Raw genomic sequence first — 26,396 nt, 5'->3', positions numbered from 1 at the left:
GTACGCGCGCCCCCGCGAAAAGTTCACCAAACCAGGAGCGTGTGCAGTGGCCACTCGGCCCCCCGTGAGCCTGCCGAAGCTGTCCCGGCGCAGCCGGATCCTGCTCATCATCGCCGCCGTAGTCATCCTGGCGCTGCTGCTGGGCGCGAGACTGCTGGACACCTACGTCGACTGGCTGTGGTTCGGCGAGGTCGGTGCTCGGCCGGTGTTCAGCACGGTGTTGATCACCCGTGTCGTCTTGTTCTTCGCGGTAGGGCTCTTGGTGGGCGGTGCGCTGGCGATCAGTTTGATGATCGCCTATCGGACCAGGCCGGTCTTCGTGCCGATCTCCGGCAACGACGACCCGCTCGCGCGCTACCGGTCCGCCATCGTCGGCCGGATCCGTCTGTTCGGCATCGGCATCCCGGTGCTGACCGGCCTCATCGCCGGCGCGTCCGCGCAGAGCGACTGGCAGGTCGTGCAGCTGTTCCTCAACGGCACGCCGTTCGGGCAGACCGATCCCGAGTTCGGCAATGACGTCGGCTTCTACGCCTTCGATCTGCCGTTCTACAACTGGCTCCTGGGCTGGCTGTTCATCGCGGTCGTCATCGCGTTCTTCGGCGCGCTGATCTCGCACTACGTCTTCGGTGGTATCCGGCTCGCGGGCAAGGGCGGCCAGCTCGCCGGGCCGACGCGCGCTCAGCTCGCCATCACCATCGGCATCTTCGTGTTGCTGAAGGCGGTCGAGTACTTCTTCGACCGCTACAACCTGCTGCTCTCCGACCGGGGAGCCCCGCTGTTCGTCGGTGCGACCTACACGGACCTGAACGCGGTCCTGCCCGCGAAGCTGATCCTCCTGTGCATTTCGGTGATCTGCGCCGTCGCGTTCTTCGCCGGCGCGTTCCTGCGCAACCTGCAGCTTCCGGCGATCGCGCTGGTGCTGCTGATCCTGTCGAACGTGCTGGTCGGCGTCGCGTGGCCCGCGGTGCTCGACCAGTTCTCGGTGAAGCCCAACGCGAACGAGAAGGAATCCGCGTCGATCCAGCGCAACATGGACGCGACCCGGCAGGCGTTCGGCCTGACCAACGTCGAGTACAAGGACTACACCGGCAAGTCCGAGGCGACCTCCGCGGAGATCAAGGCGGACAAGGGGACCGTCCCGAACATCCGGCTCCTTGACCCGAACATTCTCAGCGACACCTTCACCCAGCGCGTTGGCCGTGAGAACTTCTACGGCTTCCCGTCCAAACTGGACATCGACCGCTACACCCTCAACGGTGTCACGCAGGACTACATCGTGGCGGCCAAGGAGATCAAGACCGAGGGCCTCACCGGCAACCAGACGAACTGGATCAACAAGCACCTCGTCTACACGCACGGAAACGGCTTCGTCGCCGCGCCCGCCAACACGATCGACCGCGCGCTGAAGGACGCCAACTCCGACGGCGGCTATCCGATCGCCACCACCAGCGACACCCAGAACCCGACGGGTGCCGGCTCGACCGACCCGTCCAAGCCGGGCATCAAGGTCGACGAGCCCCGTATTTACTACGGCGAGCTCGCGACCGACGCCGCGTACGCGATCGTCGGCGGCAAGGCCGGTCAGGCGCCGGGCGAGTACGACACCGCCGTCGACCGTGCCTACATCTACAAGGGCTCCGGCGGCGTGTCGATCGACAACTGGTTCAACCGGCTCGTCTTCGCCGCCGAGTACGGAGAGCGGAACATTCTCTTCTCCGACGCCATCGGCGACGGATCCAAGATCATGTTCAATCGCGAACCGCGGGACCGCGTCGCGAAAATCGCCCCGTGGCTGACCCTCGACGGCGATCCGTATCCGGCGGTCGTCGACGGGAAGATCAAGTGGATCGTCGACGGCTACACGACGATGAACAACTTCCCGTATGCCCAGCAGACCCAGCTCGGGCAGGCCACCAACGACTCGCTTACCGGCACTACTCGCCAATCGAACGCCTCGATCAACTACATCCGCAACTCGGTCAAGGCCACCGTCGATGCGTTCGACGGCACCGTGGACCTGTACGGCGTCGAGGACAACGAGCCCGTGCTCAACGCCTGGAAGAAGGTCTTCCCGGGCCTGGTCAAGCCGAGCAGCGAGATCTCACCGGATCTGCGGTCGCACTTCCGCTACCCCGAGGATCTCTTCAAGGTGCAGCGGGAACTCCTTTCGAAGTACCACGTGAACAACCCGGCGGAGTTCTACGCCCAGCAGGCCTTCTGGAGCGTTCCGCAGGACCCGACGCAGGAAGGCGGCGTGAACGCGTCCGCGTCCGGCATCGCCAACCAGCCCGGCTACTACGTCCTGGCCACCGCGCCGGGCGACAGCAAGTCGCGGTTCCAGCTCACCAGTTCGCTCACTGGTCTCCAGCGGCAGTACCTGGCGGCCTGGATGTCGGTGTCCTCGGATCCCGAGGACTACGGGAAAATGAGGGTCCTCAGACTGCCGACAGGTGCCAGTGGCGCCACCCAGGTCGACGGCCCGGTCCAGGTCCAGAACAGATTCCAAAGTGACCCACGGGTCGCGCAGGACCGGACCCTGTTCAACAACCCGAACGTCACGGTCACCTACGGAAACCTGATCACGCTGCCCGTCGCCAACGGCTTCCTCTACGTGGAACCGGTCTACATCCGGCAACGGAACCAGCTGAGCTATCCGCAGCTGGCCCGGGTCCTGGTCTCGTACGGCACCAAGATCGGCTTCGCGCCGACGCTCAACGAAGCCCTCGACCAGGTCTTCGGCGCGGGCACAGGTTCCGGGGTCACACCGCCCCAGACCGGTGGCACCCCCGGACCCACGACACCGCAACAGCCCGGCACGACCCCGCCGCAGCAGCCGCCTGCCAGCGGCAACCCGGCGCTCGACAAGGCCGCGGGCGACATGCACGACGCGTGGGTCAAGTTCCGCGCCGCCCAGCAATCCGGCAACTACGCCGACCAAGGGGCCGCCCTCGCCGCACTCGAAGCCGCTTCCAAGGCCTACGAGTCGGCCAAGGCCAACCCGCCGGCAGCCAGCGCGCCGCCGACCTCCGGCCAGCCCGGAGGGTGACGTCGGTTACCAAAAGGGCACCTGCTTTGCGCCTGCTGGAAACGCAGGCGTAAGGTAGGTGTCACGACGCGGGGTGGAGCAGCTCGGTAGCTCGCTGGGCTCATAACCCAGAGGTCGCAGGTTCAAATCCTGTCCCCGCTACAGAGGTTGGAGGCGTGTGTCTGCGGAAATCGCAGACCACGCCTCTTTCGCATTTCACCCCTGGGGTCGAACCCCCGGGCCCCCGCCAGGGAGGGCTTCGCCCCCCTGGACCCCCCGAAGTGAGTTGGTTGCGCAGGTGCCTGAGCTGCGGGGGGAGCGAGGGACCTTTGGTATCGCGGGTGGCCGGGGGAGCGGGGGACCTTTGCTATCGCGTGGGGGTGGTGGCGACCCAGCAGGCGTAGCCATCGGGGCGGTACAGGACGGCTTCGGTCGACGGCCACGGCAGGTCGGTGACCAGCTGGGTCGTCAGGCGCGGGGTCCGGGAGCGGGCGGCGTCGATGTGGGCGGCTGTGGTCGTCAGGAGCACGAAGTCGCCCGTCCGGAACAGAGTGCTCGGCCGGAGCGGGCCGGTTTCGGTGAGGACGTCCTGGTCGTTCAGCCGCGAGCCGAGCGCGGGATGCGAGGTCCCGTAGGTCGTGTAGCGGATCCCGAGACCGGAGACCATCCCCGACAGATACCGGTTCACCTCGGGAAGCGCGGCCAGATCGCCGAAAAGGGCGCGAAGCGCGCGTGACTCGTGAGACCGCGGAGTCAGCCCCAGTTGGGCCGCGACGTTGTGCAGCACCTGTGCGCCCACAGGGTGCCGTTCGGACTCGTAGGTGTCGAGGAGGTCGTCATCGGCCCAGCCATGCACGGTCGCGGCCAGCTTCCAGCCCAGGTTCATGGCGTCTTGTACGCCCAGATTCAACCCCTGCCCGCCGGCCGGGAAGTGAATGTGCGCGGCGTCGCCCGCCAGCAGCACCCGCCCGTCCCGGTAGTGCGCAGCCTGCCGCGCGGCATCGGAAAACCGTGATGCCCACCGGATTTCCGACACCGTCGCCGCCTCGCCGTACGAGTCGAGCAGCGCCATCCGGACCTCGTCGTGGGAGACGGCGGACCGCATGTTCGCAGGCCGAGAGGCCCTGTCGCCGTACACGAAGCGGTAGAGGCCCGGTTCTCCCAACGGAATCAGGCCTTTGAACGTGGTTGCGCCGGTCGGCTCGCCGATGTTCCGCATCGTTCGCCATTGCTTTTGCGCGGCGTCAGGCGCTTTGTCGAACAAGACGTCCGCGACCACGCCGAAACCTTCGCCGTCCACGCCGGGAAAGTCCATGTCGAGTCCTTTGCGCACAACGCTTCGTGCGCCGTCGCAGCCGACGAGGAACTTCGCATACAGCTGTGCTTCGCCGCTGTCTGTTCGGTACCGGACAGACACAGAGTCCTTGTCCTGTACGAAAGTGAGTACTTCGCTGCCGCGCAGTACCTTTGTTCCTTTTGTGGCAAGCCGTTCTTCCAAGAACTCTTCGACCTTCGCCTGCGGAATCCCCAGCTGGAAGGGGAATCTGGTGTCCCAACCGTCGTAGACGACCGGGATCATCGCGAAATGCCCGTCTCGCACCGTCGTGAACGAACGCTCCTCGGCGCCGTCCAGAAGTCCGCGTAGCTCCAGCATTTCCGAGGTGCGCGGCTGCAGGTTCAGCGCTTTCGACAGGCCTGTGCGCTCGGGGGCGCGTTCCAGCACCACCACATCGACGCCGGCGAGCGCCAGTTCGTTCGCGAGCATCAGCCCCGTTGGCCCCGCCCCGACCACGATCACGTCGGTCCTCAGGTTGTCCATACCACTCCTTAACATCGTTAAATTGACCTGAGCCCAGCGTGCCCTTAACATCGTTAAATTGTCAAGGCGGTAGTACGGGAAGAGAGCGCAAAAGTGGGTTTGACCAGGCAGGACATCGTCCGCGCTGGGCTTCGGCTGCTCAATGACGTCGGCCTCAACGGGCTCACGCTCCGGCTGATCGCGCAGGAACTCGGGGTCAAGGCGCCGGCGCTCTACTGGCATGTGAAGAACAAGCAGGAGCTGCTCGACGAGATGGCGACGCGGATGTACGCGGATGCCATGCCGGGCCGTACTCCGGAAGGTATGGGGGAGCGGGAGTCGCTTGAGCTGGCGTCACAGCAGATGCGCCGGATGATGCTCGCTTACCGTGACGGCGCGAAGGTCTTCTCGGGGACGTTTTTGACCGATCAGACCCTGCTCACCGATAACCCGCTGCAATGGCGGGTCGACGCGGGGCTGGAACCGTACCTGGCCGGACGAGCGTTGTTCACCGTCTACAGCTACGTCGTGGGCTTCACCATCGAGGAGCAGGCCGTCTATCCGGTTCCGGGCGAACGGGACCCGCGTTACGACCTCACGCCCACGGCATGGGTCTTCGATGACGACGTGGAGGCCAGGTTCGGCGATGGGCTGACCATGGTGCTCAACGGCGTCTTCGCTTGGCTGGATGACAAAGTCGCGTCATAAAGGCTGGTCAACGGCTTTTCGCGACGTTAAGGGTACCCCCCTGAAACCCGGTTTCGGCCCCATGTAATCTATTAACACAACGACGCGGGGTGGAGCAGCTCGGTAGCTCGCTGGGCTCATAACCCAGAGGTCGCAGGTTCAAATCCTGTCCCCGCTACAGAGAAAACGAGGCGCGTGTCTGCGGAAATCGCAGGCACGCGCTTCTTCTATTTCCGGTTCCGTGGCGCGTGTGCCGTCCGGGTCGATCACTCACTGTCGTTGGGCGGGGCGGGGGACGCGTGCCGCTGTCCGTGGCGAAGCCCGGTTGCGCAGCGTGTCCGGTCCTTTGTGGACAGGCGTAGTGCGTTGGGCCGAATGAGCGCATATCACTAGCCACAATGGACAGATGTGCTGACCACAGTGGACACAGGTTCCGAAAAGTGGGACCGTAGAGGACGTGTCCGAATTGAATGCAACAGCCGCCGCACTGCTCGGTCTTCTCCACGACGGTCCCGCCACGGGCGGGCAACTGGTCGCGGGGGCGGGTGAGCGTTTCGGCGCCTTCTTCAGCGTGACCCGCAGCCAGGTGTACCGGGAGCTTCCCGCCTTGTCGAAGGAGGGCCTCGTCCGCCTCGGCAAGCAGGGCCCCCGGTCGAGCCAGCAGTACGTCATCACCGCGGCGGGCAAGAAGGCGTTCAAGACGTGGCTGTCCTCAGAAGCCGGTCCTGACCACCTCCGCAGCCCGCTGATCCTGCGTCTCGTGCACGCCGGTTCGCTGACGGTGAAGCAGCGCTCAGCCCTGCTCGAGTCGGCGCGCGCCAGCTACACGCAGCAGCTCGACGAGGCGAAGGCCGCCACCAAGGCCGCCGACGGCCCGTACGCCAAGGCGGTCGCCGAGTTCGCGCAGGCGCAGGCCAAAGCGGCACTGAAACTGCTGGATTCCATCCCCCAGTCCTGACCCGGACAGGTGCCCACGACCGGTTCCCCGCAACCGGTCGTGGGTTTTGCCGTAACCTTGGCCGACGTGAGTGATGAGTTCGATGCGGCACTGAAGGACCTGACCGGCAAGCTGACGCAGATCGAGTCGGTGATGGACCTGGATGCGCTGCGTGCCCAGGTGGCTGAGCTGGAGGAGCAGGCCTCCAGTCCGAACCTCTGGGACGACCCCGAAGCGGCGCAGAAGGTCACCAGCCAGTTGTCCCACCGGCAGAGTGAGCTGCGACGCATCTCCGAGCTGCGACAGCGGCTCGACGACCTGGGCGTCCTGTATGAACTGGCCGAGGCCGAGGGCGACTCCGCCAGCATGTCCGAATCCGAGACCGAACTCACGGCGCTCACCAAGGACATCGACGGGCTCGAGGTCCGCACGCTGCTGTCGGGTGAGTACGACCAGCGGAACGCGGTGGTCACCATCCGGTCCGAAGCGGGCGGCGTCGACGCGGCCGACTGGGCCGAGATGCTCCTGCGGATGTACCTGCGCTGGGCGGAGCGGCACAACTATCCGACGGACGTCTACGACATCTCCTACGCCGAAGAGGCGGGCATCAAGTCCGCCACCTTCAAGGTGACCGCTCCTTACGTCTACGGCACGCTCTCGGTCGAGCAGGGCACGCACCGGCTGGTGCGCATCTCGCCGTTCGACAACCAGAGCCGTCGCCAGACCTCCTTCGCGCACGTCGAGGTGATGCCCGAGGTCGAGGAGGTCGACCACGTCGACATCCCCGAGAAGGACATCCGCGTCGACGTGTACCGCTCGTCCGGCCCTGGTGGCCAGAGCGTCAACACGACCGACTCGGCGGTGCGCATCACGCACATCCCGACCGGCGTGGTCGTGTCGTGCCAGAACGAGAAGTCGCAGCTGCAGAACAAGGCGGCGGCGATGAAGGTCCTCCAGGCGCGGCTGCTGCTGCGGAAGAAGGAGGAGGAGCGCGCCGAGATGGACGCGCTCAAGGACGGCGGCTCCAGCTGGGGCAACCAGATGCGCTCCTACGTGCTGCACCCGTACCAGATGGTCAAGGACCTGCGGACCGAGTTCGAGGTCGGCAACCCGTCGTCCGTTCTCGACGGTGAGATCGACGGTTTCCTGGAGGCGGGCATCCGCTGGCGCAAGCAGTCCGGAGCCGCGTAACAACCCTGCGTGAGAGAGCAAGGGACCTTTGCTATCACTTTCCGGAAGAGAGTGACAGCAAAGGTCCCTTGCTCGCTTGGCCGCCGGGACCGGGCTACCCGGGCTTAACGGGCGGCATGGGTAGTATGCCGAACCGTGATCCGGCTCGAAGAGGTTTCCAAGGTCTACAAGACCTCGACCCGTCCCGCCCTCGAAAGGGTGTCGGTCGAGATCGACAAAGGTGAGTTCGTCTTCCTGATCGGTCCCTCGGGATCCGGGAAGTCGACCTTCCTGCGCCTCCTGCTGCGCGAAGAGGTGCCGAGCAAGGGTCGCGTGATGGTCTCCAACTTCGACGTCGCCAAGCTCGCCCGTCGCCGGGTGCCGCGGCTGCGGCAGACCATCGGCTGCGTCTTCCAGGACTTCCGCCTGCTGTCGAACAAGACCGTCGCCGAAAACGTCGCCTTCGCGCTCGAAGTGATCGGCAAGCCGCGCCCGACGATCCGCAAGGTCGTGCCCGAGGTGCTCGAACTCGTCGGCCTCGACGGCAAGGCCGACCGCCTGCCCAACGAACTTTCCGGTGGTGAGCAGCAGCGCGTCGCGATCGCCCGCGCGTTCGTGAACCGCCCGCTCGTGCTGCTCGCCGACGAGCCGACCGGGAACCTGGACCCCGACACCAGCCAGGACATCATGTTGCTGCTGGAGCGCATCAACCGCACCGGCACGACGGTGCTGATGGCCACCCACGACCATTCGATCGTGGACTCGATGCGGCGGAGGGTCGTCGAACTCCAGCTCGGCAAGGTCATCCGTGACGACGCCCGAGGCGTCTACGGCATCGGCCGCTGACCGGCCCCGCCCTCCTCCGTTACCCACGACTTCCAAGGGACATCAACCCCGATGCGCGCCAGTTTCGTCTTCAGCGAGGTAGTCACCGGCTTGCGCCGGAACGTCACGATGACCATCGCGATGGTCCTCACCACCGCGGTCTCCCTCGCCATGCTCGGCATCGGCCTGCTGGCCGTCGGCACGATCGACAAGATGAAGGCCAACTTCCTCTCCGACGTCGAGGTTTCGGTCTATCTGGTCAACGACATCAGCGCCGGTGACCCGAACTGCTCGCAGTCGGCCTGCCAGTCGCTGCGCCAGGAGCTGCAGGGCAACGAGGGTGTCGAGTCCGTCGTGTACGAGAACCGCGCGCAGGCCTTCGAGCGGTTCAAGAAGATGTTCGAGAGCCAGCCGGAACTGCTCGCGCTCACCGGCCCGGACGCGCTGCCCGCGTCGCTGCACGTCAAGCTGAAGAATCCCGAGCGCAGCCAGGCGATCATCCAGGAGTACACCGGCAAACCTGGCGTCAGCAAGGTCGACGACCAGCAGAAGGCGCTGGACCGCGTGTTCAACGCGCTCAACGCCGTCCGGAACCTCGCCTTCGGCGCCGCGGTGATCATGGCCCTGGCCGCGCTGCTGCTGATCGCCAACACGATCCAGGTGTCGGCGTTCACCCGGCGCACCGAGGTCGGCATCATGCGCCTGGTCGGCGCCACCCGCTGGTACACACAGCTGCCGTTCCTCTTGGAGGCGGTGGTCGCCGGCCTTGTCGGTGCCCTCATCGGGATCGTCTTCCTGATTCTCACCAAGGTCTTCCTGCTCGACCTCGTACTGACCGGGGACGTGTTCCCGGCGATCAGCATGCTCGAATTGCTGTTCCCGGTCGCGCCGATCCTGCTCGCCGTCTCGGTGATCATCTCGGCGATCACCGGCTATGTGACGCTGCGCCTGTACGTGCGCCACTGACCCGTCCGATAACCACCTGCTCGAACACAGAAACTCACGTAGAGTCGCCATCATGCCCAAGGAACGTGGACACAAGGTGATCGTGTCGAACCGCAAGGCTCGCCACGATTACTCCATCCTCGACACCTACGAAGCCGGTCTCGTGCTCGTCGGTACCGAGGTGAAGAGCCTGCGTGAGGGACGGGCATCACTGGCCGACGCGTTCGCCACGGTGGACGACGGCGAGGTCTGGCTGCGCAACGTGCACATCCCGGAGTACGTGCAGGGCACCTGGACGAACCACACGCCGCGGCGCACCCGGAAACTGCTGCTGCACCGCCAGGAGATCGAGAAGCTCATCGGCAAGACCAAGGAGAGCGGCCTTTCGCTGGTCCCGCTGTCGATGTACTTCAAGGACGGCAAGGTCAAGGTCGAGATCGCGCTGGCGAAGGGCAAGAAGTCCTACGACAAGCGTCAGGACATCGCCAAGCGGGACGCGGACCGCACCATCAGCCGAGCCATGGGCCGGGCGCTGAAGGGCCGGTACAACGATTGATCAACGGGCCAGCCTCGGACGCCGAGATCCCTGACTGGATCTCGGCGTTGGGCATCGACGGCCTCGTGGACATCCACCTGCACTTCCTGCCGAAACCGGTCATGGACAAGGTGTGGGCCTACTTCGACCAGGCCGAGGAGCACTACGGCATGGCCTGGCCGGTGCACTACCGCACTTCCGAAGAAGAGCGGGTCGAAACCCTGCGTTCGTTCGGTGTGCGCAAGTTCGCGCCGCTGGTCTACCCCCACAAACCCGGGATGGCCGAATGGCTGACGTCCTGGGCGCTGGAGTTCGCCGAGCGGGTCCCGGACGCCGTGCCGACGGGGACGTTCTATCCCGAGCCCTCGGCCGTGTCCGTTGTGGACGGAGCACTGCGCGCGGGCGCTCGCTGTTTCAAGGCGCACGTCCAGGTCGGCGCCTACGACCCTCGTGACGAACTGCTGGACGGCGTCTGGGGCGCGCTGGCCGACGCGGGCGTCCCGGTGGTCGTCCACTGTGGACACGGTCCGTTGAAGGGCGCCTACACCGGGCTACGGTTGTTCGAAGAGATTCTGGTGCGGCATCCGGATCTGACGCTGGTCCTGGCGCACGCCGGCATGCCGGAGATCGACTTCGCGTTCGAGCTGGCCAGGAGGTATCCGCGCGTGTACCTCGACACCACGATGGTCGGGGTGGAGTTCACCCTGCGCGGCAACCCGCTTCCACCGGACTGGACGGATCTGCTGGCGGAGTTCCCCGATCGCGTTGTGCTCGGCACCGATTTCCCCAACATCCCGTACTCCTACGCCACGCAGCTGCAGGCGATCGCCGGCTGGGCCGCCGACGATCGCCTGGGTGAGCCGTTCCTGCGGGCGGTGCTGCACGACACCCCCGCGAAGCTGCTCAGCGTTTGAGCTGCGCCAGCTCGCTGACCGAGACAGCGCGGCCGAGCAGACGCGTTCCCAGCTCCGAGACCGGGATCTGCTTGCCCGCCAGGTAGAAACCGCCCGTCGCCAGCGCCACCCACGGCACCGGCCCCTGTGCGAGACCGTCGCTCAGCGGGGCGAAACCATGCGCGGCCAGTCCCAGCAGGCCACCGGAGATCGCCAGCCCGGCCAAGACGAGCTGAGGAGTGTGCGCGGTCGACGCGGGGCCGGAGCTCTGCATTTCGAAGCGCGCGAAGAGTCGTAGGAGACCGAGGAGCACCAGCCCGCAGGCGCCGAGCCAAGCCGGGACCATCGTCAGCCACAACACCGAACCAGGTTCGGGAGTCGAGTACCCCAGGCCGTAGACGGCGACACCGGAGACGATGATCAGCGCGGGCATGTGCCACAGGTAGACGCTCATGAAGCGCGGGCCGATCCACTTCAGGGCGGCATCGAGGTTCGGACGCGCGGCCAGCGCGTTCAGCTGCGGCTTGAAGGCCAGCAGGAGACCGATCTGGCCGATCGCGAGGAAGGCCAGCAGCACGGTCGGCGGGCTCATGTTCGACACCGGCGCGCCCGGCATGCCGATCATGCTGGCCGGGTAGGGGCCGAAGGCGACCATCAGCGCGGTGATGCCGAAGCCGGCGCCCGCCATGCCCAGCGCGGCGTTGCGGCCGATCGAGCCGAGACGGCCTTGCGTGTAGTGGAAACCGAGCTGATGCACGGCGACCCAGACGAAGATCGCGTTCGCGAAACCGATCAGGCCGAGGTCGTTGAAGCGGGCGATGTCGACGAGGACGGCGGCGGCGAGCATCGCGAACGGAACCTTGAGGCCCCAGCGGCGATGTGCTGCGGCCATCAGCGGGGTGAGCAGCACGGTGAGCACGTAGACGGCCAGGAACCACAGCAGTTGCGCGGCGATCGCGCCCGCGACCTGCAGCGGCTGCTCCGGGATGCCCATGCCGCGCAGGATGTCCGGGACGAAGAGCCAGACGGCCACGAGCGGCAGGACCGGGAGCATCAGCCGCTTGAGCCGGGCCGCGAGCCAGGAGCGGGAGTTTTCCGCCCGGGTGAACGAGATCAGGTTCGCCGCGCCCCCGGCGAAAAAGACCAAAGGCATGACTTGCGAAGCCCAGGTTAGGACCCACCAGCCGGGTGTCGCGAGGGCGTTGCCGGTGGAGAGGTGGCCGTCGGAATAGGAAAGCACCGGCATGCCCCAGTGCTGAACGACGACCGCGAGGATCGCGACCGCTCGGACGATGTCGAGGAACCGGTCCCGGCCCGGCTTCTGGCTCGTGTGCATGCCAAGAAGCCTGGCGTTTCAGGCCTTCGGAAACAGCGGTGCGGGCCGCCGTATCCGTCTTCCTGTTTTCGCCCCTCGAAGGTGGAGTTTTCCCTACCCCACGCCGTCGGGTTCCGGCTCCGGCCGTGGCGCGGGCTCCGGAATCGGGGCGGCGCACAGGCGGAACTCCCAGCACTCGTCCTCGGCGAGGCCGAGTTCGTAGCGGGTCTCGATCTTCGGCCCGTCGTGCAGATGGACGTGCTTGAGGACGGTGCCCGCGACCGGCTCGGTGTCGCCGAGTTCCTGGACACGCCCGTCGAGCGGACCACCGAAGAAACGGACGCTCTGGGAGGGACTCTCGGTCATGGGTCCTCCTCGGTTCGGCACGTCGCTCACCAACAGTCTGCCAATGTTAGGTGAGTGACGGCTTCGCCACCAAGAGCTACTTCAGCGTCGTCGAGAGGCGATAGCAAAGGTCCCTTGCTCTCTTTGCGCAGTTCAGCGTCCCAAGTAAGTGAGCACCGCGCGGACCCGGCGGTGCTCCACCGAACTCGCTTCGAGGCCGAGCTTCGAGAAGATGTTGCCGATGTGCTTCTCGACGGCACCGTGCGAGACGACGAGCGAGTTCGCGATCGCGGTGTTCGACAGGCCCTGCGCCATCAACCCCAGTACCTCGGACTCGCGGGCCGTGAGGGCGTCGAGGGGGTTCTTGCGGCCTCGTGCCATCAGCTGCGCGATGACGTCCGGGTCGATGGCCGTGCCGCCACCGGCGACCCGCTTCACCGCGTCAAGGAAATCCCCGACGTCCGCGACGCGTTCCTTGAGCAGGTAGCCGACGCCGCCTGCGCCACCGGAGAGCAGTTCGACGGCGTAACTCTCTTCGACGTACTGCGAAAGCACCAGGACGGGCAGCCCTGGGATGGCGTCACGGGCGCCCAGCGCCGCGCGCAGGCCCTCGTCGGTGAAAGTGGGCGGCATCCGCACGTCGACGATCGCGAGATCCGGCCGGTGTTCCTTGACCGCGCCCAGCAGATCGTCGCCGTTGTCCACGGCCGCGACGGTCTCGATGTTCTCGTCGGCGAGCAGACGGATCACCCCCTCGCGCAACAGAACCGCGTCTTCGGCGATGACAACCCGCATCCTGCCCCCAGCGTCGTGAGTGAACGGCAGGGCCTATTCACTCACGAGCTGGTCACCATTGACACGGCAGGTCCGCACGAATCACGGTGGGACCACCGACCGGGCTGACGACGGTGATCACGCCGTCGATCGTGGCCGCCCGGTCGGCGAGCCCGGCGAGTCCGCCACCGGGCCGGACCTCGGCGCCGCCGTGCCCGTTGTCGGTGATTTCGACGATCACCATCGAATCGGTGCGCCACACCTTCACGCCCGCTTCGGTCGCGCCCGAATGTTTCGCGATGTTCGTCAGTGTCTCGCCGACGATGAAGTACGCCGTCGTCTCGACCGCCGCGGGTGGCCGCGGTTCGACGTCCACCTTGACGTCGACGTGGATCGGCGACTTCGCGGCCTGCGCGGACAGTGCGGCGTCGAGGCCGCGGTCGCCGAGCACTGCCGGGTAGATGCCCCTGGCGAGGTCGCGCAGCTCCGACACCGCGAGCTTCGCGTCGAGATGTGCTTCGTCGATCAGTTCACGCACGGCGTTGGGGTCATGGTCGAATTTCGACTTCGCGCGGCCGAGGCTCATCGCGACGGCGACCAGGCGCTGCTGCGCGCCGTCGTGCAGGTCGCGTTCGATACGGCGCCGTTCGGCTTCGGCGGCATCGACACCGCGGGCCCGCGATGCCTGCAGGTGCTCCGCCTTCTGCTCCAGCCGCTGAGTGCGGTTCGGGCCGAGCATCGAGAACGCCAGATTGCCGTGCAGCCAGGCGATCCACGGGGTCACCCAGATCGCCATCGGCAGCAGCACGATCGACGCGATCGCGATCGGGAGTTCCACACAGGCCAACGGGAACGCCACCATCAAGTAGGCGAAGTCGCGCCAGGTCGTCGGGTCGGTCAGCCGGGTCAGCCACCGCTTGACCAGTGAGAGTCCCTCGACGGGAAGCCGCTCGATCGGCTCCAGCGGGGTGTCGAGCATCTTCCTCGCCCAGCCCCGTTCGCGGTCGCCGGACCAGCGGATGAAGCTGGTCGTGGCCATGAGGATCGGGAAGCCGATCCACACCACCGCGGTCGCGATGCCGACCGCGAGACCGACGATGATCAAAATGAACTGGAGGAGCCGGAACAGGAAGCTGACGAACATGTAGACGATCGATCTCAGCGGCCGTGGCCGCGGAATCTCGACGTGCTTCACCTGCTGTTCGATCGTCATCCGCGCACCGCGTCCATCGTTGGAACCTCGCCCCATGAATCCTCCAGACGGCGGCGCTGGGCATAAGTGGGCCCGAGCAGCGCCGTCGCCAGCCGGGCATGCATTCCCGCCAGCGCTTTCGTCAACGCTACCGAGAGCGCGACGCACAGCACGCCGAGAGCCGCCCAAGGCAACGCCGAGACCGTCGAGTCGACGGTGAACCACGGCAGGTCCCAGCTGGGGAAGCGGTACTCGCCACCCGGGAGGAAGCGGTAGTAGATCGGCAGGCCCGCGAGCCCGAGACTGGTCGCCCAGAAAACCGTGACCAGCACGAACTCGATGACGCCGATCGGGAAGAGCAGGAAGAAGTAGCCGAGGTCGCGCCACGTCGAGCCGTCCTTCAGCCGCGCCTTCCACCGCGAGGACTGGCTCGCGTCGGGCAACGGGAGGTACGGCAGGTCGATGTAGCGGTCGAGCAGCGCGTACACCCTGGCGCGTTCCATCCGGGCCGCACCGCGGACCGACAGGATCACCAGCGCGAGAATGGGGACGCCGATCCAGATGATCACCGTGCCGATGCCGAGCCAGAAGAACGACATCAGCAGCGCGAAGGCCAGCACGCCCATCGGCAGGTTCATCAGCAGGTAGGCCAGCGAGCCGCCGAACGACGGATCGGACCTGCTCGGCTCCCGCTCGGCCGCTAGCGAACTCATGGTCGTGCTCCCTTCCGAAGTCGATGGGACGAGCATCGCCCTCCGGAGGGGCCGGACGACATGGTGTGCGCGGGCATCTCGCAGGTGGGGCTAGCCCCACCGCCGGAAATAACCCTGTTGCCGTCCGCGTTATGATGGACAGGTCCCTACAAGGGGGTGAACGGTTTCGACTTTGGACGTTGAATCAGGAGAAGCGTGCCGGTGCAGGCGAGAGACCACCGTAAGCGTCATCGCAAACCAATAAGCGCCGAGCCTAAGAGCCAGCGCGAGTTCGCTCTTGCTGCCTAAGCAGTAGAGCAACTCTGTCGGTCCGGGGTCGCCTCCGACCCGGTCACCGGCATCAGCTAGGAGGCTTACCGCCACACTCGGCTACGGGGTGTGGTTGGGAAACAAACAGTGGCTGGGCTCGTCACTTCAGCTTGTTCGCGTGACTGAAGGGGCCAAGTAGAGACATAGCGGACTGCGCACGGAGAAGCCCTGGTGATACGCCAGAGGACCCGGGTTCAATTCCCGGCACCTCCACTGGACGACTGAAGCGGTCCTGCCTCTCGGGGTGGGGCCGCTTCGTCATGTCGGGTGGTGGCGGCGAGTTGCGCTGAAGGGGTACGTGCGTTCAAAATATCGGCATGTTCAATTTGAATGAACATGAGGGATCACTGAACGCGGCTGGTTGGCCTGCGGAAGTGCGCTCTCGGCTTCAGGAACTGGGCCTCCATGTCGACGTACTCGGCACAGAAGTACGAGATCCTGGGGACCCGCAGGGGCATCGATTGGATGCCCTCGTAAAGCTCACCACAGGATCCGGTGCGACCCGGACGTACGGTGTCGAGCTCAAGCAACGGATGACCGCGGAGCTGGCCACGGCGGTCCATTTCCCGTCGACCCCTCGGCCGCTGCTGTTCACCACGTACCTCAGCGAACCGATCGCCGAGCGGCTGCGTGCCCGGGGGATCGACTACGCGGACACCGCGGGCAACGCCCACCTCGCCTGGGATGACGTCCTGATCGACATCCGTGGCCGTCGCAAGCCCGCCATGCCCGCCGGACGAGTCTCGCCGCGCGGCGCGGGTGCCTTCGGCCGGGCCGGCCTCCAGGTTCTGTTCGTCCTGCTCAGCTGGCCGGAGACGGCTGACCTTCCGTACCGCCGGTTGGCCGCGATGAGCGGCGTGTCCCTCGGCACGGTCAAGACCGTCATCGAAGAACTCACCGGCGCCGGCTACCTGTACGAACGGGCAAAAGAGCGACGGCTCGCCCGGGGAGCGGAGCTGCTCGACCGGTGGTCGGAGGCATACTCGATCACCCTGGACGCCGCGCTGGCGCTCGGTGAGTTCACCGCGGCCGACCTTGCGTGGTGGCGCGGCGCGGAAGCCGACTTGCTTTCCTCGGGAGTCCAAGTGGGTGGGGAAGCAGGGGCGAGTCTCATCGATCCGCGTCTGCGGCCCGCCTCGCTCACTCTCTACGCGACCGGGCTGCCGGTACAGCTCATCGGCCGGCATCGCCTGGTCCGGGCGGAAAACGACGGCAACGTACACGTCCGGACCCGGTTTTGGCAGGCGCCCGGACCGGAGCCGTGGATCGTGCCGTCCACTCTGATTTACGCTGATCTGCTGGCCTCGGGGGAGCCTCGCCAACGCGAGCACGGGGACCGGATTCGGAGCGGTGATGATCGACTTAAGCGCATCGACCGAACCTGATCTTCTTCTCGCCGCGAGAGTGCTGGCTCGGGTGGACGCCGTCGCCCGTGCCGTGGCAGTCGAATACCTCGTGGTCGGGGCGACCGCGCGCACGATCCTTTCGATCGGGCTGGTCGGTGGCCCGCCGGACGGGCCACCCAAGACATCGACATCGCAGCGGTGATGGGGCACCTGGGACGACTTCGAACGTTTCGTGGGCAGACTGCGACGGCACGGCGGGACCATCGTATGAACGTCCGCGGGCTGAGTGAAGCCGTGGCATCGGCCGAGTCGGTCCTCCTGCCCGGCGGGCTCGTCGTGAAGGTTCCCGCCGTACCGGCGTTGGCGCTCCTCAAGCTCTTGACCTGGTGGGATCGGCGTGCCAAGACCACACGCGACGCCATCGACCTCGGGACGATGATCGGCTGGTACTCATCGGGGCCGTGCTGGGCGGTCTGCTGGATTCCGAAGGTGTGGCGGTACTGCTCGACATCGTCGGTGACGACGATGTGCTTGCCCGGTTGGCCAACGATGTTCGACTCGCTCGTGGGTCGGACCTTGTCGGCGCGCTGGCCGACGGCATCAAGGAAACGCACCCTTAGTACGACGGACTCGGCGCACTGCTTGTCACTCATGCCGTGCTGTGGAGTCCGCGGAGTGTGCCCGATCGGGCACACTCAACGCGCGAGAACGTCCTAGCCTCATGGGTATGCGGCTTCATGTACATCAATGGGGATCGGGACCGCGCGTCGTGCTCGTTCATGGCGTCCTGCTCGGCGGACGGGAGGCGTGGCGGGCGCAGCGGCCGTTGACCCAGCGGTGGACGCTCCTCGCGCCGGACCGTCTCGGTCACGGGAGGTCGCCGGACGGCGTGCAGGACTTCGAGGTCGACGCCGGGCTGATCGCGGAGCAGCTGCTCCACGAACCGGCACATCTGGTCGGCTTGTCCTATGGCGCGATCGTCGCGATGGGGGCGGCCGTCCTACGGCCGGAGATGGTCCGGTCGCTCACCGTGGTCGAGCCGCCGGCGACCGGGGTGGTTCGCGGGAACGAGGTCGTCGACGCGTGGGACGCGGAGCTGCGGAGGTTCCTCGACGGGCCGTTGGAAGACTCTCGCGAGGTCTTCGAGGCGTTCTTCCCGCTCGCGGGTGTGCCACTGCCGATCCCGGATCCGGTGCCGGAGACGCTGCGACGCGGGGCCCGCGCCCTGATCGGGATGCGACCGCCGGGAGACGCGGAATTGCCGCTCGATGTGTTGGCATCAGCGGATTTCCCGATGCTCGTGCTCACCGGTGATCATCGGCGGGAGTACGAAATCATCGCCGACGAGATCGCGAACAGAACCGGTGCGCACCGCCACGTCGTGGCGGGGATGGGGCATTTGGTGCCCGATACAGGGGAGCCGTTCAACGCCCGGCTTGAGACATTTTTGGATCACGGAGAGTAGTAAAACCAAGGTCATTTTCATCTCAATTCACCCGCGCCGGGAACAGCTGCGGGGCGGGATGTCATGCTGTGTGTTCGACCATGGCCCTCTTTCGAACCGACCCCGTGTCGCCGGAGGGCCGGAAGAAGGTGTCAGATGACCTGGGCCAGGCATTCCAGTCGTCCCGATCCCGCAGAAGACCAGAGCCGCATGGCAGGTGTGCGGGCTGAGGAAGAAATCCGCCTCACCGTGCAGAACGGCAGGGCCGCAAGGACCGTTGCCGGGCACTCTTCGGACGCACTCGACTGCGCCGAACTGCTGGCGATGCTCGGCCTCGAGGGAGTCCAGAAAAGGCACGCTCAGCGCGCCTGACCCCCGATCCGGGTGGTCAATTCGGCCGCGGTCAAGCGGACTTCCTCAGCGAGGTCAGGCCAGGTTCCTTCGCATCCTTCCGCCCCTGGGCAAAGGTGGCGCAGGGTCACGCTGATCGCGGCCATCGGACGGCCGCCGTGGTCGAAGACCGGGCAGGCGACCGAGGCGAATCCCTCGGTGACGTGGCCGTCTTCGACCGCCCAGCCGAGCCTGCCCTCCGCGTTCAGCGTGCGGCGCAGTTCGGCGAGGGTGCGCGGGCCGCGGCCGGTACGCAGGACGAACGCGGACGCGGCCGGGAAAAGCGCGCGCACATGCGGCGACGGCAGATGCCGCAGGATCGCCCTGCCCGACGCCGTGAGCTGGCCCGGTAGCCGGACGCCGACCTCGGTGACCAGCGTTTCCGGGCGTGTGGGCCGCTCCTTGACCAGGTAGAGCGACTCGTTGCCGTGCAGCACGCCGAGATGCGCGGTGTGGCCGACGCGGTCGGCGAGTTTGCGCAGCAACGGGACGGCGAGCCGCTCCAGCGGGTCGTGCCGCAGGTAGGCCGAGCCGAGTTCGAACGCGGCGATGCCGAGGCCGTATCGGCGCTCGGTGGGCAGGTGCGCCACGAAACCGGCGGACTCCAGTTCGGCGAGCAGGTGATACGTCGTCGAGCGCGGAAGACCCAGTTCGCGCGCGATCGCGGCCGCGGACACCGGACCCGGACGCGCGGCGAGGGCGCGAAGGATGCCCAGGCCGCGTCGCAGAGCTGGTACTTCGCTGCTCTCACCCATCTCGACCTCCTCTTCGTTCGACTCCGGGAGAGCAAGGGACCTTTGCTATCGCTTGCTGAGCATGCCTAAGTAAGCGATAGCAAAGGTCCCTTGCTCTCTTCCGCTGTGTCTTGGATATCAGACACAACCACCGGTTGGGGCCGCCCACCAGCGGGCATGGCGTTGTCCAATGGGGCTATGCCGGAAACCGTACTTCTGGGGACCGAACCGCTTCGGCCCGAACAGGTCGTCGCGGTCGCCCGTGACCACTCGCCCGTCGCGGTCAGCGAAGCGGTCGAGAAGAACCTCGCCGCGACGCGTCAGCACATCGACAACCTCGCCCACGCCGAGACGCCGACGTACGGCGTGTCGACCGGCTTCGGGGCGCTCGCCACCAGGCACATCCCGCTCGAGAGGCGCACCGCGCTCCAGCGGTCGCTGATCCGCTCCCACGCGGCAGGCGCGGGCCCGGTCGTCGAGACCGAGGTCGTGCGCGCGCTGATGCTGTTGCGTCTCCGCACCCTCACCAGCGGCTACACCGGCGTTCGCCCGCAAACGGCGCAAGCGCTTGCGGCCCTGCTCAACGCCGGAATCACCCCGCTCGTGCACGAGTACGGCTCCCTCGGCTGTTCCGGCGATCTCGCACCCCTGGCCGCCGTCGCGCTCGCGCTGATGGGAGAGGGTGAAGTCGCGTACAGGGGCGAAGTCGTCCCGGCTGGCGAAGCGCTGAAGCACGCTGGGATCGAGCCCATCGTCCTCGCGGAGAAGGAGGGCCTCGCCCTCACGAACGGGACCGACGGCATGCTCGGCATGCTCCTGTTGGCCGCGGCCGACCTGCACAAGCTCCTCGACACCGCCGACATCACCGCGGCGATGAGCGTCGAAGCGCTCCTCGGCACCGATCGCGCCTTCGCCGCCGACCTCCAGGCCCTGCGCCCGCACCCAGGGCAGGCGCTGAGCGCCCAGCGCATGTGGACCGCGCTTCAGGACTCCAAGATCGTCGAGAGCCACCGCGGCCCGGACTGTAACCGCGTCCAGGACGCCTACTCCCTCCGTTGCGCGCCCCAGGTGCACGGAGGCGCACGCGACAGTCTCACGCACGCCGAACTCGTCGCCGAGCGTGAGCTGCATTCCGCGGTCGACAACCCGGTCGTGTTGTCCGACGGCCGGGTCGAGTCGAACGGCAACTTCCACGGCGCGCCGGTCGCGTACGTGCTCGACTTCCTCGCCATCCCGCTCGCGGACGTCGCGAGCATCGCGGAGCGCCGCACCGACCGCATGCTCGACAAGGCCCGTTCGCACGGCCTGCCGCCGTTCGTCGCGTTCGACCCCGGCGTCGATTCCGGCCACATGATCGCCCAGTACACGCAGGCCGCCGTGGTCAGCGAACTCAAGCGGCTCGCGGTGCCGGCGTCGGTCGATTCGATCCCGAGCAGCGCCATGCAGGAGGACCACGTCTCGATGGGCTGGTCCGCCGCGCGCAAGCTGCGCAAGGCCGTCGAGGGGCTCAACACCGTCCTCGCCATCGAACTGCTCACCGCCGCGCGGGCACTCGACATGCGCGCGCCCCTCGTCCCGTCGCCGGTCACCGGCCGCGTCCGGGATCTGGTCCGTACCAAGGTCGAGGGCCCCGGCCCCGACCGTCATCTGGCGCCGGAGATCGCCGCCGCCGAAGAACTCGTCGCGTCGGGCGCCGTCCTCGCCGCGGCCCGACTGGAGGTCTGAGCACATGTCACGCACGGTCCGTGCCGCCCGAGGCACCACACTCACCGCGAAGAACTGGCAGACCGAAGCCGCGCTGCGGATGTTCCACAACAACCTCGATCCCGAGGTCGCCGAGCGCCCCGACGACCTGGTCGTCTACGGCGGCACCGGCAAGGCCGCCCGCAACTGGGCCAGTTTCGACGCGATCACCCGCGAACTGACCACTTTGGAGCGTGACGAGACCCTGCTCGTCCAGTCGGGCAAGCCGGTCGGCGTGTTCCGCACACACGAATGGGCGCCGCGCGTGCTCATCGCGAACTCCAACCTCGTCGGTGACTGGGCGACCTGGCCGGAGTTCCGCCGCCTCGAGGCGCAGGGCCTGACCATGTACGGCCAGATGACCGCGGGGTCCTGGATCTACATCGGCACGCAGGGAATCCTGCAGGGTACCTACGAGACCTTCGCCGCTGTCGCGAAGAAGCGGTTCGGCGGCAGCCTCAAGGGCACGCTCACCGTCACCGCCGGCCTCGGCGGCATGGGTGGCGCGCAGCCGCTGGCCGTCACGATGAACGACGGGGTCGCGCTCGTCATCGAATGCGACCCGCAGCGCGCCCACCGCCGGGTCGAGACCCGCTACCTCGATGAGGTCGCCGACGATCTCGACGACGCGATCCGCCGCGTGGAAGCCGCGAAGAAGGAGAAGCGCGCGCTGTCCGTCGGCGTGGTCGGCAACGCCGCCGAGGTGCTGCCCGAACTGCTGCGCCGTGGTGTCGAGGTCGACATCGTCACCGACCAGACCTCCGCGCACGATCCGCTTTCCTACCTGCCCAAGGGCGTCGGCGTCGACGAGTGGCAGGACTACGCGGACAAGAAGCCCGACGAGTTCACCGAACGTGCCCGCGAGTCCATGGCGGAGCACGTCGAGGCGATGCTCGGCTTCCTCGACAAGGGCGCCGAGGTCTTCGACTACGGCAACTCCCTGCGCGGAGAGGCGAAACTCGGCGGCTGCGAGCGCGCGTTCGACTTCCCGGGGTTCGTGCCCGCCTACATCCGGCCGCTGTTCTGCGAGGGCAACGGCCCGTTCCGCTGGGCGGCGCTGTCCGGTGACCCGGAGGACATCGCGGCGACCGACCGCGCGATGCTGGAACTGTTCCCGGAGAACGAATCCCTCGCCCGCTGGATCAAGCTGGCAGGCGAACGCGTCGCCTTCCAGGGGCTTCCGGCGCGGATCTGCTGGCTCGGCTACGGCGAGCGGCATCTCGCGGGTCTGCGGTTCAACGAGATGGTCGCCAGCGGCGAGTTGAAGGCACCGGTCGTCATCGGGCGCGACCATCTCGACTCGGGCAGCGTCGCCTCGCCGTACCGCGAGACCGAAGGCATGGCCGACGGGTCCGACGCGATCGCCGACTGGCCGCTGTTGAACGCGCTGGTCAACACCTCGTCGGGCGCCAGCTGGGTGTCGATCCACCACGGCGGCGGTGTCGGCATGGGCCGCTCCATCCACGCCGGTCAGGTCAGCGTGGCCGACGGAACCCTGCTGGCCGCGCAGAAACTCGAGCGCGTGCTCACCAACGACCCGGGTATGGGCGTCATCCGCCACGTCGACGCGGGCTACGACCGCGCGGCCGACGTCGCCGACGAGCGCGGGGTCCGCGTGCCGATGCGGGACGCCGAGTGACCGCGTCCTCGCTGCTGGCGGAGATCGCGGACGTCGGCCGCGACCCGAAGCGTGGCGGCTATTCCCGCCACGCCTTCGACGCGGCCGAAACGGAGCTGCGCGCGTGGTTCGTCGAGCGCGCGGGACGACTGGGACTGGGCGTCGAGACCGACCGCAACGGCAACGTCTGGGCCTGGTGGGGCACGCCCGGCCCGGACGCCGTCGTCACCGGCAGCCACCTCGACTCGGTGCCCGGTGGCGGCGCCTTTGACGGCCCGCTCGGGGTCGCGAGCGCGCTCGACGCGGTGGAGACCTTGCAAGCCAGAGGATTTCGCCCCGCCAAGTCGTTCGCCGTCGTGGTCTTCGCCGAGGAGGAGGGCGGCCGGTTCGGCGTGCCGTGCCTCGGTTCGCGGCTGCTGACCGGGACCATCGACGCGGACAAGGCACGCGGTCTGCGCGATCCCGACGGCGTCACGTTCGCCGAAGCGGCGGCGAAATCCGGTCTCGACCCCGAGCGGGTCGGCCGGGACTCCGAACGCCTCGGCCTGATCGGGCGGTTCCTCGAACTGCACGTCGAGCAGGGGCGCGGGCTGATCGACCTCGGCTCGCCGGTCGCCGTCGGCAATACGGTGATCGCGCACGGCCGGTGGCGCTTCTCCTTCCAGGGCCAGGGAAACCACGCAGGTGCGACGCTGATCGGTGATCGTCGCGACCCGATGATCCCGGCGGCCGAGACCGTGCTCGCCGTGCGGAAACTGGCGAAGGCGACGGCCGACGCCAGGGCCACGGTCGGCAGGCTGGTGCCGATTCCCGGCGGGACCAATGTCATCGCGTCCACTGTGGACTTGTGGCTGGACGCGCGGGTGCCGGGTGCCGGCACGCCCGAATTGGTCGCGGAGATCGCGAAGCTGGCCGAGCAGGCGGCGGGCCAAGAGGGCTGCCGGGTCGAGGTCACCAGGGAGTCGTACTCGGGCGACGTGGTCTTCGACGACGCGCTGCGCCGTGACCTGGGTACTTGGCTCGGCGGACCGCCGGAGCTGCCGACCGGCGCCGGGCACGACGCGGCGATCCTCGCCGGGTTCGTCCCGTCCGGCATGCTCTACGTGCGCAATCCCACCGGGATCAGCCATTCTCCGGAGGAGTTCTCGGAGGCGGAGGATGTCGACCACGGTGCCCGCGCGCTCGCGGACGTCCTGGAGAAACTGTCGACATGACGACATATTGGTGTGAACGGGCCTGGTTGCCGGACGGGATCACCGAAGCCGTCCGGATCGAGGTCGACGCCGGGACGATCACGTCCGTGGCGGCGAACGCGCCCCGCGCCGGGATGGTCCTCAATGGACTGACGCTGCCGGGGTTCGCGAACGGGCACTCGCACGCGTTCCACCGTGCACTGCGGGGCCGGACGCACCACGACCGCGGGACGTTCTGGACCTGGCGTGAGCGGATGTACTCGCTCGCGTCCAGGCTCGATCCGGACTCGTACTACCGGCTGGCGCGCGGTGTCTACGCCGAGATGGTGCTGGCCGGGTACACGAGTGTCGGCGAGTTCCACTACCTGCACCACGCGCCGGGCGGAAAGCCTTATGCCGAGCCGAACGCGATGGGGGAGGCACTGCGGCAGGCCGCCGCCGACGCGGGGATCCGGCTCACGCTGCTCGACACCTGTTATCTCGCGGGCGGCATCGGCGTGGAACCCGACGAGGTGCAGCGACGGTTCTCCGACGGGTCCGCCGCGAAGTGGGCGCGACGAGTCGGCGAATTGCGGGAGCGGGAGACGTTCCGGGTCGGCGGCGCGATCCATTCGGTACGCGCCGTTCCCGAAGCTCAACTGTCCGAAGTGGATAGTGGGTCCGGGCCGCTGCACATCCATCTTTCCGAGCAGCGGGCCGAGAACGAGCAATGCCTGGCGGCCTATGGCCGGACGCCGACAGGCCTGCTTCACGACCACGGTGTGCTCAGCGAACGGCTCACCGCGGTGCACGCGACGCAGCTGACCACGGAGGACGTCAAGTGGCTGGGCGAGGCGCGGAGCCGGGCCTGTTTCTGCCCGACGACCGAACGGGATCTCGGTGACGGCATCGGTCCCGCGCGGACGCTGCTGGACGCGGGGGTGCGGCTGTGCGTCGGGAGTGACAGCAACGCGGTCGTCGACGCGTTCGAGGAGACCCGGGCGCTGGAACTGAACGAACGGCTGGCCAGCGAGCAGCGCGGCCGGTTCACCGCGGAGGAGCTGCTCGCGGCGGCGACGGATCACGGCGCGATCGGCTGGCACGAGGTCGGCGAGCTGGCCGCGGGGGCGGGCGCGGACTTCGTCACGGTCGGCCTCGATTCGGTGCGGACCGCGGGAATCGAGCCGTCCGGGGTGGTCTTCGCCGCGTCCGGGGCGGACGTGCGGAACGTCGTGGTCGCCGGGCGTGAGATCGTCCGCGATGGCGCACACCAGCTGATCGACCGGCCGGAAACGGTCTTGGCCAAGGAGATCGAGGCATTGTGGCAGTCCTGATCACGGGTATCGGCGAGCTCACCACGAACGACGCCGAGCTGGGCAAACTCCGCGACGCCGCCATCGTCGTCGAGGGCGAAACGATCGCTTGGGCCGGTTCGGCGGCGGACGCGCCCGACGCCGATGAGCGGATCGACGTCGAGGGACGCGCGGTGCTGCCCGGCTGGGTGGACAGCCACACGCACCTCGTCTTCGCCGGGGACCGGACGGCCGAGTTCGAGGCGCGGATGGCCGGTAAGGCGTACAGCGCCGGGGGTATCGCGGTCACCGTCGAGGCGACGCGGTCGGCTTCCGACGAGCAGCTGGCGGCGAACCTGCGGCGTCACGTCGACGAAGCGGCGAAGCAGGGCACGACGTGCCTGGAGACGAAGACCGGATACGGACTGAACGTCGAAGACGAGGTCCGCTCCGCGCGGATCGCCGCCGACGTGGCCGACGAGGTCACCTTTCTCGGCGCGCATCTGGTGCCACCGGGTGCCGACGCGGAGTCCTATGTGGACTTGGTCTGCGGCGACATGCTCGACGCCGTGGCGCCGCTCGTGCGGTGGGCGGACGTGTTCTGCGAGACCGGCGCGTTCGACGACGCGCAGTCCGGGCGGGTGCTGAAGGCGGCGCGGGAACGCGGCCTCGGGCTGCGCGTGCACGGGAACCAGCTGGGCGAGGGGCCGGGCGTGCGGCTCGCCGTCGAGCTGGGGGCGGCGAGCGTCGACCACTGCACGTACCTGAGCGAAGCGGACGTCGAGGCTCTCGCCGCTTCGGACACCGTCGCGACCCTGCTGCCGGCATGCGACCTTTCGACCCGGCAGCCGTTGGCTCCGGCGCGGCGGCTACTGGACGCCGGGGCGACGGTCGCGCTGGCGAGCAACGCGAACCCGGGCAGCTCGTACACGACGTCGATGGCGTTCTGCGTGGCGACCGCGGTGCTGCAGATGCGGATGACGATCGAGGAGGCCGTCTGGTCGGCGACGGCTGGCGGCGCTCGGGCTCTGCGAAGGGACGACGTCGGGGTGATCCGGCCCGGCGCGCGGGCGGACCTTCAGGTGCTTGAAGCGCCTTCGGTCACGCACCTCGCGTACCGGCCGGGGGTGCCGCTGACGGCCGGCGTGTGGCGGCGCGGAAGGCTGCTGACCAGCGGTTTCGCTGCAAAGTGAT

Annotated in this window: 25 protein-coding genes, 2 tRNA genes and 1 other RNA gene; 21 read left to right on the top strand and 7 right to left on the bottom strand. The window is 67.5% G+C overall.

What is annotated here, in order from left to right:
• Nucleotides 1-46: 46 nt before the first annotated feature.
• Together ACZ7KI_RS02225 and ACZ7KI_RS02220 are read left to right on the top strand one after the other, a co-directional pair.
• Nucleotides 47-3,046 carry a UPF0182 family protein gene (locus ACZ7KI_RS02225; protein ID WP_470271421.1) on the top strand — a complete coding sequence of 1,000 codons (3,000 nt, stop codon included), beginning with the start codon at nt 47-49 and terminating at the stop codon, nt 3,044-3,046.
• 67 nt (nt 3,047-3,113) lie between these two features.
• Nucleotides 3,114-3,187 (top strand) — tRNA-Met (locus tag ACZ7KI_RS02220).
• Nucleotides 3,188-3,392: 205 nt separating this feature from the next.
• On the opposite strand, the gene ACZ7KI_RS02215 is transcribed toward ACZ7KI_RS02220, so the two are convergent.
• Nucleotides 3,393-4,844 carry an FAD-dependent monooxygenase gene (locus ACZ7KI_RS02215; protein ID WP_470271420.1) on the bottom strand — a complete coding sequence of 484 codons (1,452 nt, stop codon included), beginning with the start codon at nt 4,842-4,844 and terminating at the stop codon, nt 3,393-3,395.
• A gap of 93 nt (nt 4,845-4,937) precedes the next feature.
• On the opposite strand from ACZ7KI_RS02215, the gene ACZ7KI_RS02210 reads away from it, so the two are divergent.
• The 8 genes from ACZ7KI_RS02210 (at nt 4,938) to ACZ7KI_RS02175 (ending at nt 10,836) form a co-directional block, all read left to right on the top strand.
• Nucleotides 4,938-5,531 carry a TetR/AcrR family transcriptional regulator C-terminal domain-containing protein gene (locus ACZ7KI_RS02210; protein WP_470271419.1) on the top strand — a complete coding sequence of 198 codons (594 nt, stop codon included), beginning with the start codon at nt 4,938-4,940 and terminating at the stop codon, nt 5,529-5,531.
• A gap of 83 nt (nt 5,532-5,614) precedes the next feature.
• Nucleotides 5,615-5,688 (top strand) — tRNA-Met (locus ACZ7KI_RS02205).
• A gap of 279 nt (nt 5,689-5,967) precedes the next feature.
• Nucleotides 5,968-6,468 (top strand): PadR family transcriptional regulator, encoded by a 501-nt coding sequence (locus ACZ7KI_RS02200; protein ID WP_465460814.1) that lies wholly within the window; start codon nt 5,968-5,970, stop codon nt 6,466-6,468.
• Nucleotides 6,469-6,534: 66 nt separating this feature from the next.
• Nucleotides 6,535-7,638: a peptide chain release factor 2 gene (prfB, locus tag ACZ7KI_RS02195; protein ID WP_470271418.1), complete on the top strand. Its 1,104-nt coding sequence runs from the start codon at nt 6,535-6,537 to the stop codon at nt 7,636-7,638.
• 135 nt (nt 7,639-7,773) lie between these two features.
• A complete protein-coding gene (ftsE, locus tag ACZ7KI_RS02190) occupies nt 7,774-8,463 on the top strand; it encodes a cell division ATP-binding protein FtsE (protein WP_005168409.1) in 690 nt (229 codons plus the stop codon).
• A 51-nt stretch (nt 8,464-8,514) separates the two neighbouring features.
• Nucleotides 8,515-9,408, top strand: coding sequence for a permease-like cell division protein FtsX (ftsX, locus tag ACZ7KI_RS02185; protein ID WP_465503078.1), 894 nt, complete (start codon nt 8,515-8,517; stop codon nt 9,406-9,408).
• 52 nt (nt 9,409-9,460) lie between these two features.
• Nucleotides 9,461-9,943 (top strand): SsrA-binding protein SmpB, encoded by a 483-nt coding sequence (gene smpB / locus ACZ7KI_RS02180; protein WP_034322147.1) that lies wholly within the window; start codon nt 9,461-9,463, stop codon nt 9,941-9,943.
• On the top strand, nt 9,940-10,836 hold the full coding sequence (locus ACZ7KI_RS02175) for an amidohydrolase family protein (RefSeq protein ID WP_470271417.1): 897 nt from the start codon (nt 9,940-9,942) through the stop codon (nt 10,834-10,836). The genes smpB and ACZ7KI_RS02175 overlap by 4 nt, the downstream gene beginning before the upstream one ends.
• On the opposite strand, the gene ACZ7KI_RS02170 is transcribed toward ACZ7KI_RS02175, so the two are convergent.
• The 5 genes from ACZ7KI_RS02170 to ACZ7KI_RS02150 form a co-directional block, all read right to left on the bottom strand.
• Entirely contained in the window at nt 10,826-12,151 is a 1,326-nt protein-coding gene (locus tag ACZ7KI_RS02170; protein ID WP_470271416.1) for an acyltransferase family protein, read from the bottom strand. The two genes, ACZ7KI_RS02175 and ACZ7KI_RS02170, sit on opposite strands and share 11 nt — an antisense overlap.
• Nucleotides 12,152-12,244: 93 nt before the next feature.
• The gene (locus ACZ7KI_RS02165; RefSeq protein ID WP_470271415.1) at nt 12,245-12,496 is read right to left on the bottom strand and encodes a hypothetical protein; all 252 of its coding nucleotides are present in this window, start codon (nt 12,494-12,496) and stop codon (nt 12,245-12,247) included.
• A gap of 132 nt (nt 12,497-12,628) precedes the next feature.
• On the bottom strand, nt 12,629-13,270 hold the full coding sequence (locus ACZ7KI_RS02160; RefSeq protein WP_465503074.1) for a response regulator transcription factor: 642 nt from the start codon (nt 13,268-13,270) through the stop codon (nt 12,629-12,631).
• A 52-nt stretch (nt 13,271-13,322) separates the two neighbouring features.
• Nucleotides 13,323-14,462: a sensor histidine kinase gene (locus ACZ7KI_RS02155; RefSeq protein ID WP_470271414.1), complete on the bottom strand. Its 1,140-nt coding sequence runs from the start codon at nt 14,460-14,462 to the stop codon at nt 13,323-13,325.
• Complete coding sequence (locus ACZ7KI_RS02150; RefSeq protein WP_470271413.1) at nt 14,459-15,154, bottom strand: sensor domain-containing protein; 696 nt, start codon at nt 15,152-15,154, stop codon at nt 14,459-14,461. Before ACZ7KI_RS02150 ends, ACZ7KI_RS02155 begins: the two co-directional genes overlap by 4 nt.
• Before the next feature lie 152 nt (nt 15,155-15,306).
• Here ACZ7KI_RS02150 and ssrA point away from each other — a divergent pair.
• The 6 genes from ssrA (at nt 15,307) to ACZ7KI_RS02120 (ending at nt 18,625) form a co-directional block, all read left to right on the top strand.
• Nucleotides 15,307-15,679: a transfer-messenger RNA gene (gene ssrA / locus ACZ7KI_RS02145) on the top strand.
• A 245-nt stretch (nt 15,680-15,924) separates the two neighbouring features.
• Nucleotides 15,925-16,848, top strand: coding sequence for a type IV toxin-antitoxin system AbiEi family antitoxin (locus ACZ7KI_RS02140; protein WP_470271412.1), 924 nt, complete (start codon nt 15,925-15,927; stop codon nt 16,846-16,848).
• Nucleotides 16,849-16,879: 31 nt separating this feature from the next.
• Nucleotides 16,880-17,011: a hypothetical protein gene (locus tag ACZ7KI_RS02135; RefSeq protein WP_470271411.1), complete on the top strand. Its 132-nt coding sequence runs from the start codon at nt 16,880-16,882 to the stop codon at nt 17,009-17,011.
• Nucleotides 17,012-17,270: 259 nt separating this feature from the next.
• Nucleotides 17,271-17,429, top strand: coding sequence for a hypothetical protein (locus ACZ7KI_RS02130; RefSeq protein WP_470271410.1), 159 nt, complete (start codon nt 17,271-17,273; stop codon nt 17,427-17,429).
• Between the two features lie 107 nt (nt 17,430-17,536).
• Entirely contained in the window at nt 17,537-18,274 is a 738-nt protein-coding gene (locus ACZ7KI_RS02125) for an alpha/beta fold hydrolase (protein ID WP_470271409.1), read from the top strand.
• Nucleotides 18,275-18,409: 135 nt separating this feature from the next.
• Nucleotides 18,410-18,625 (top strand): hypothetical protein, encoded by a 216-nt coding sequence (locus ACZ7KI_RS02120; protein WP_276367184.1) that lies wholly within the window; start codon nt 18,410-18,412, stop codon nt 18,623-18,625.
• Here ACZ7KI_RS02120 and ACZ7KI_RS02115 read toward each other — a convergent pair.
• Nucleotides 18,613-19,398, bottom strand: a complete 786-nt coding sequence (locus ACZ7KI_RS02115) for an IclR family transcriptional regulator (RefSeq protein ID WP_470271408.1) — start codon at nt 19,396-19,398, stop codon at nt 18,613-18,615. The genes ACZ7KI_RS02120 and ACZ7KI_RS02115 overlap by 13 nt on opposite strands.
• Nucleotides 19,399-19,575: 177 nt before the next feature.
• On the opposite strand from ACZ7KI_RS02115, the gene hutH reads away from it, so the two are divergent.
• Genes hutH through hutI form a run of 5 tightly spaced genes read left to right on the top strand, consistent with a single transcriptional unit; the run spans nt 19,576 to nt 26,395 of the window.
• A complete protein-coding gene (hutH, locus tag ACZ7KI_RS02110) occupies nt 19,576-21,102 on the top strand; it encodes a histidine ammonia-lyase (protein ID WP_470271407.1) in 1,527 nt (508 codons plus the stop codon).
• Between the two features lie 4 nt (nt 21,103-21,106).
• Entirely contained in the window at nt 21,107-22,759 is a 1,653-nt protein-coding gene (gene hutU / locus ACZ7KI_RS02105; protein WP_470271406.1) for a urocanate hydratase, read from the top strand.
• Entirely contained in the window at nt 22,756-23,952 is a 1,197-nt protein-coding gene (locus ACZ7KI_RS02100) for an allantoate amidohydrolase (protein ID WP_470271405.1), read from the top strand. The genes hutU and ACZ7KI_RS02100 overlap by 4 nt, the downstream gene beginning before the upstream one ends.
• A complete protein-coding gene (locus tag ACZ7KI_RS02095) occupies nt 23,949-25,244 on the top strand; it encodes a formimidoylglutamate deiminase (RefSeq protein ID WP_470271404.1) in 1,296 nt (431 codons plus the stop codon). The genes ACZ7KI_RS02100 and ACZ7KI_RS02095 overlap by 4 nt, the downstream gene beginning before the upstream one ends.
• Nucleotides 25,232-26,395: an imidazolonepropionase gene (hutI, locus tag ACZ7KI_RS02090; protein ID WP_470271403.1), complete on the top strand. Its 1,164-nt coding sequence runs from the start codon at nt 25,232-25,234 to the stop codon at nt 26,393-26,395. The genes ACZ7KI_RS02095 and hutI overlap by 13 nt, the downstream gene beginning before the upstream one ends.
• Nucleotide 26,396: the final 1 nt, after the last annotated feature.

The sequence above is a fragment of the Amycolatopsis sp. NPDC039088 genome (assembly GCF_055598845.1).
Note: the sequence above shows the minus strand (reverse complement) of the source record. Positions and strands in the feature narration are given on the sequence as shown.

Excerpts from the sequence above, each read along its gene's own strand:
- ACZ7KI_RS02095 (WP_470271404.1), top strand. The coding sequence starts at position 23,949 with ATGACGACATATTGGTGTGAACGGGCCTGGTTGCCGGACGGGATCACC.
- ftsX (WP_465503078.1), top strand. The coding sequence starts at position 8,515 with ATGCGCGCCAGTTTCGTCTTCAGCGAGGTAGTCACCGGCTTGCGCCGG.
- ACZ7KI_RS02150 (WP_470271413.1), bottom strand. The coding sequence starts at position 15,154 with ATGAGTTCGCTAGCGGCCGAGCGGGAGCCGAGCAGGTCCGATCCGTCG.
- ACZ7KI_RS02115 (WP_470271408.1), bottom strand. The coding sequence starts at position 19,398 with ATGGGTGAGAGCAGCGAAGTACCAGCTCTGCGACGCGGCCTGGGCATC.
- smpB (WP_034322147.1), top strand. The coding sequence starts at position 9,461 with ATGCCCAAGGAACGTGGACACAAGGTGATCGTGTCGAACCGCAAGGCT.
- ACZ7KI_RS02160 (WP_465503074.1), bottom strand. The coding sequence starts at position 13,270 with ATGCGGGTTGTCATCGCCGAAGACGCGGTTCTGTTGCGCGAGGGGGTG.
- hutU (WP_470271406.1), top strand. The coding sequence starts at position 21,107 with ATGTCACGCACGGTCCGTGCCGCCCGAGGCACCACACTCACCGCGAAG.
- ACZ7KI_RS02155 (WP_470271414.1), bottom strand. The coding sequence starts at position 14,462 with ATGACGATCGAACAGCAGGTGAAGCACGTCGAGATTCCGCGGCCACGG.
- hutH (WP_470271407.1), top strand. The coding sequence starts at position 19,576 with ATGCCGGAAACCGTACTTCTGGGGACCGAACCGCTTCGGCCCGAACAG.
- ACZ7KI_RS02215 (WP_470271420.1), bottom strand. The coding sequence starts at position 4,844 with ATGGACAACCTGAGGACCGACGTGATCGTGGTCGGGGCGGGGCCAACG.
- ACZ7KI_RS02125 (WP_470271409.1), top strand. The coding sequence starts at position 17,537 with ATGCGGCTTCATGTACATCAATGGGGATCGGGACCGCGCGTCGTGCTC.
- ACZ7KI_RS02170 (WP_470271416.1), bottom strand. The coding sequence starts at position 12,151 with ATGCACACGAGCCAGAAGCCGGGCCGGGACCGGTTCCTCGACATCGTC.
- ACZ7KI_RS02165 (WP_470271415.1), bottom strand. The coding sequence starts at position 12,496 with ATGACCGAGAGTCCCTCCCAGAGCGTCCGTTTCTTCGGTGGTCCGCTC.
- ACZ7KI_RS02120 (WP_276367184.1), top strand. The coding sequence starts at position 18,410 with ATGACCTGGGCCAGGCATTCCAGTCGTCCCGATCCCGCAGAAGACCAG.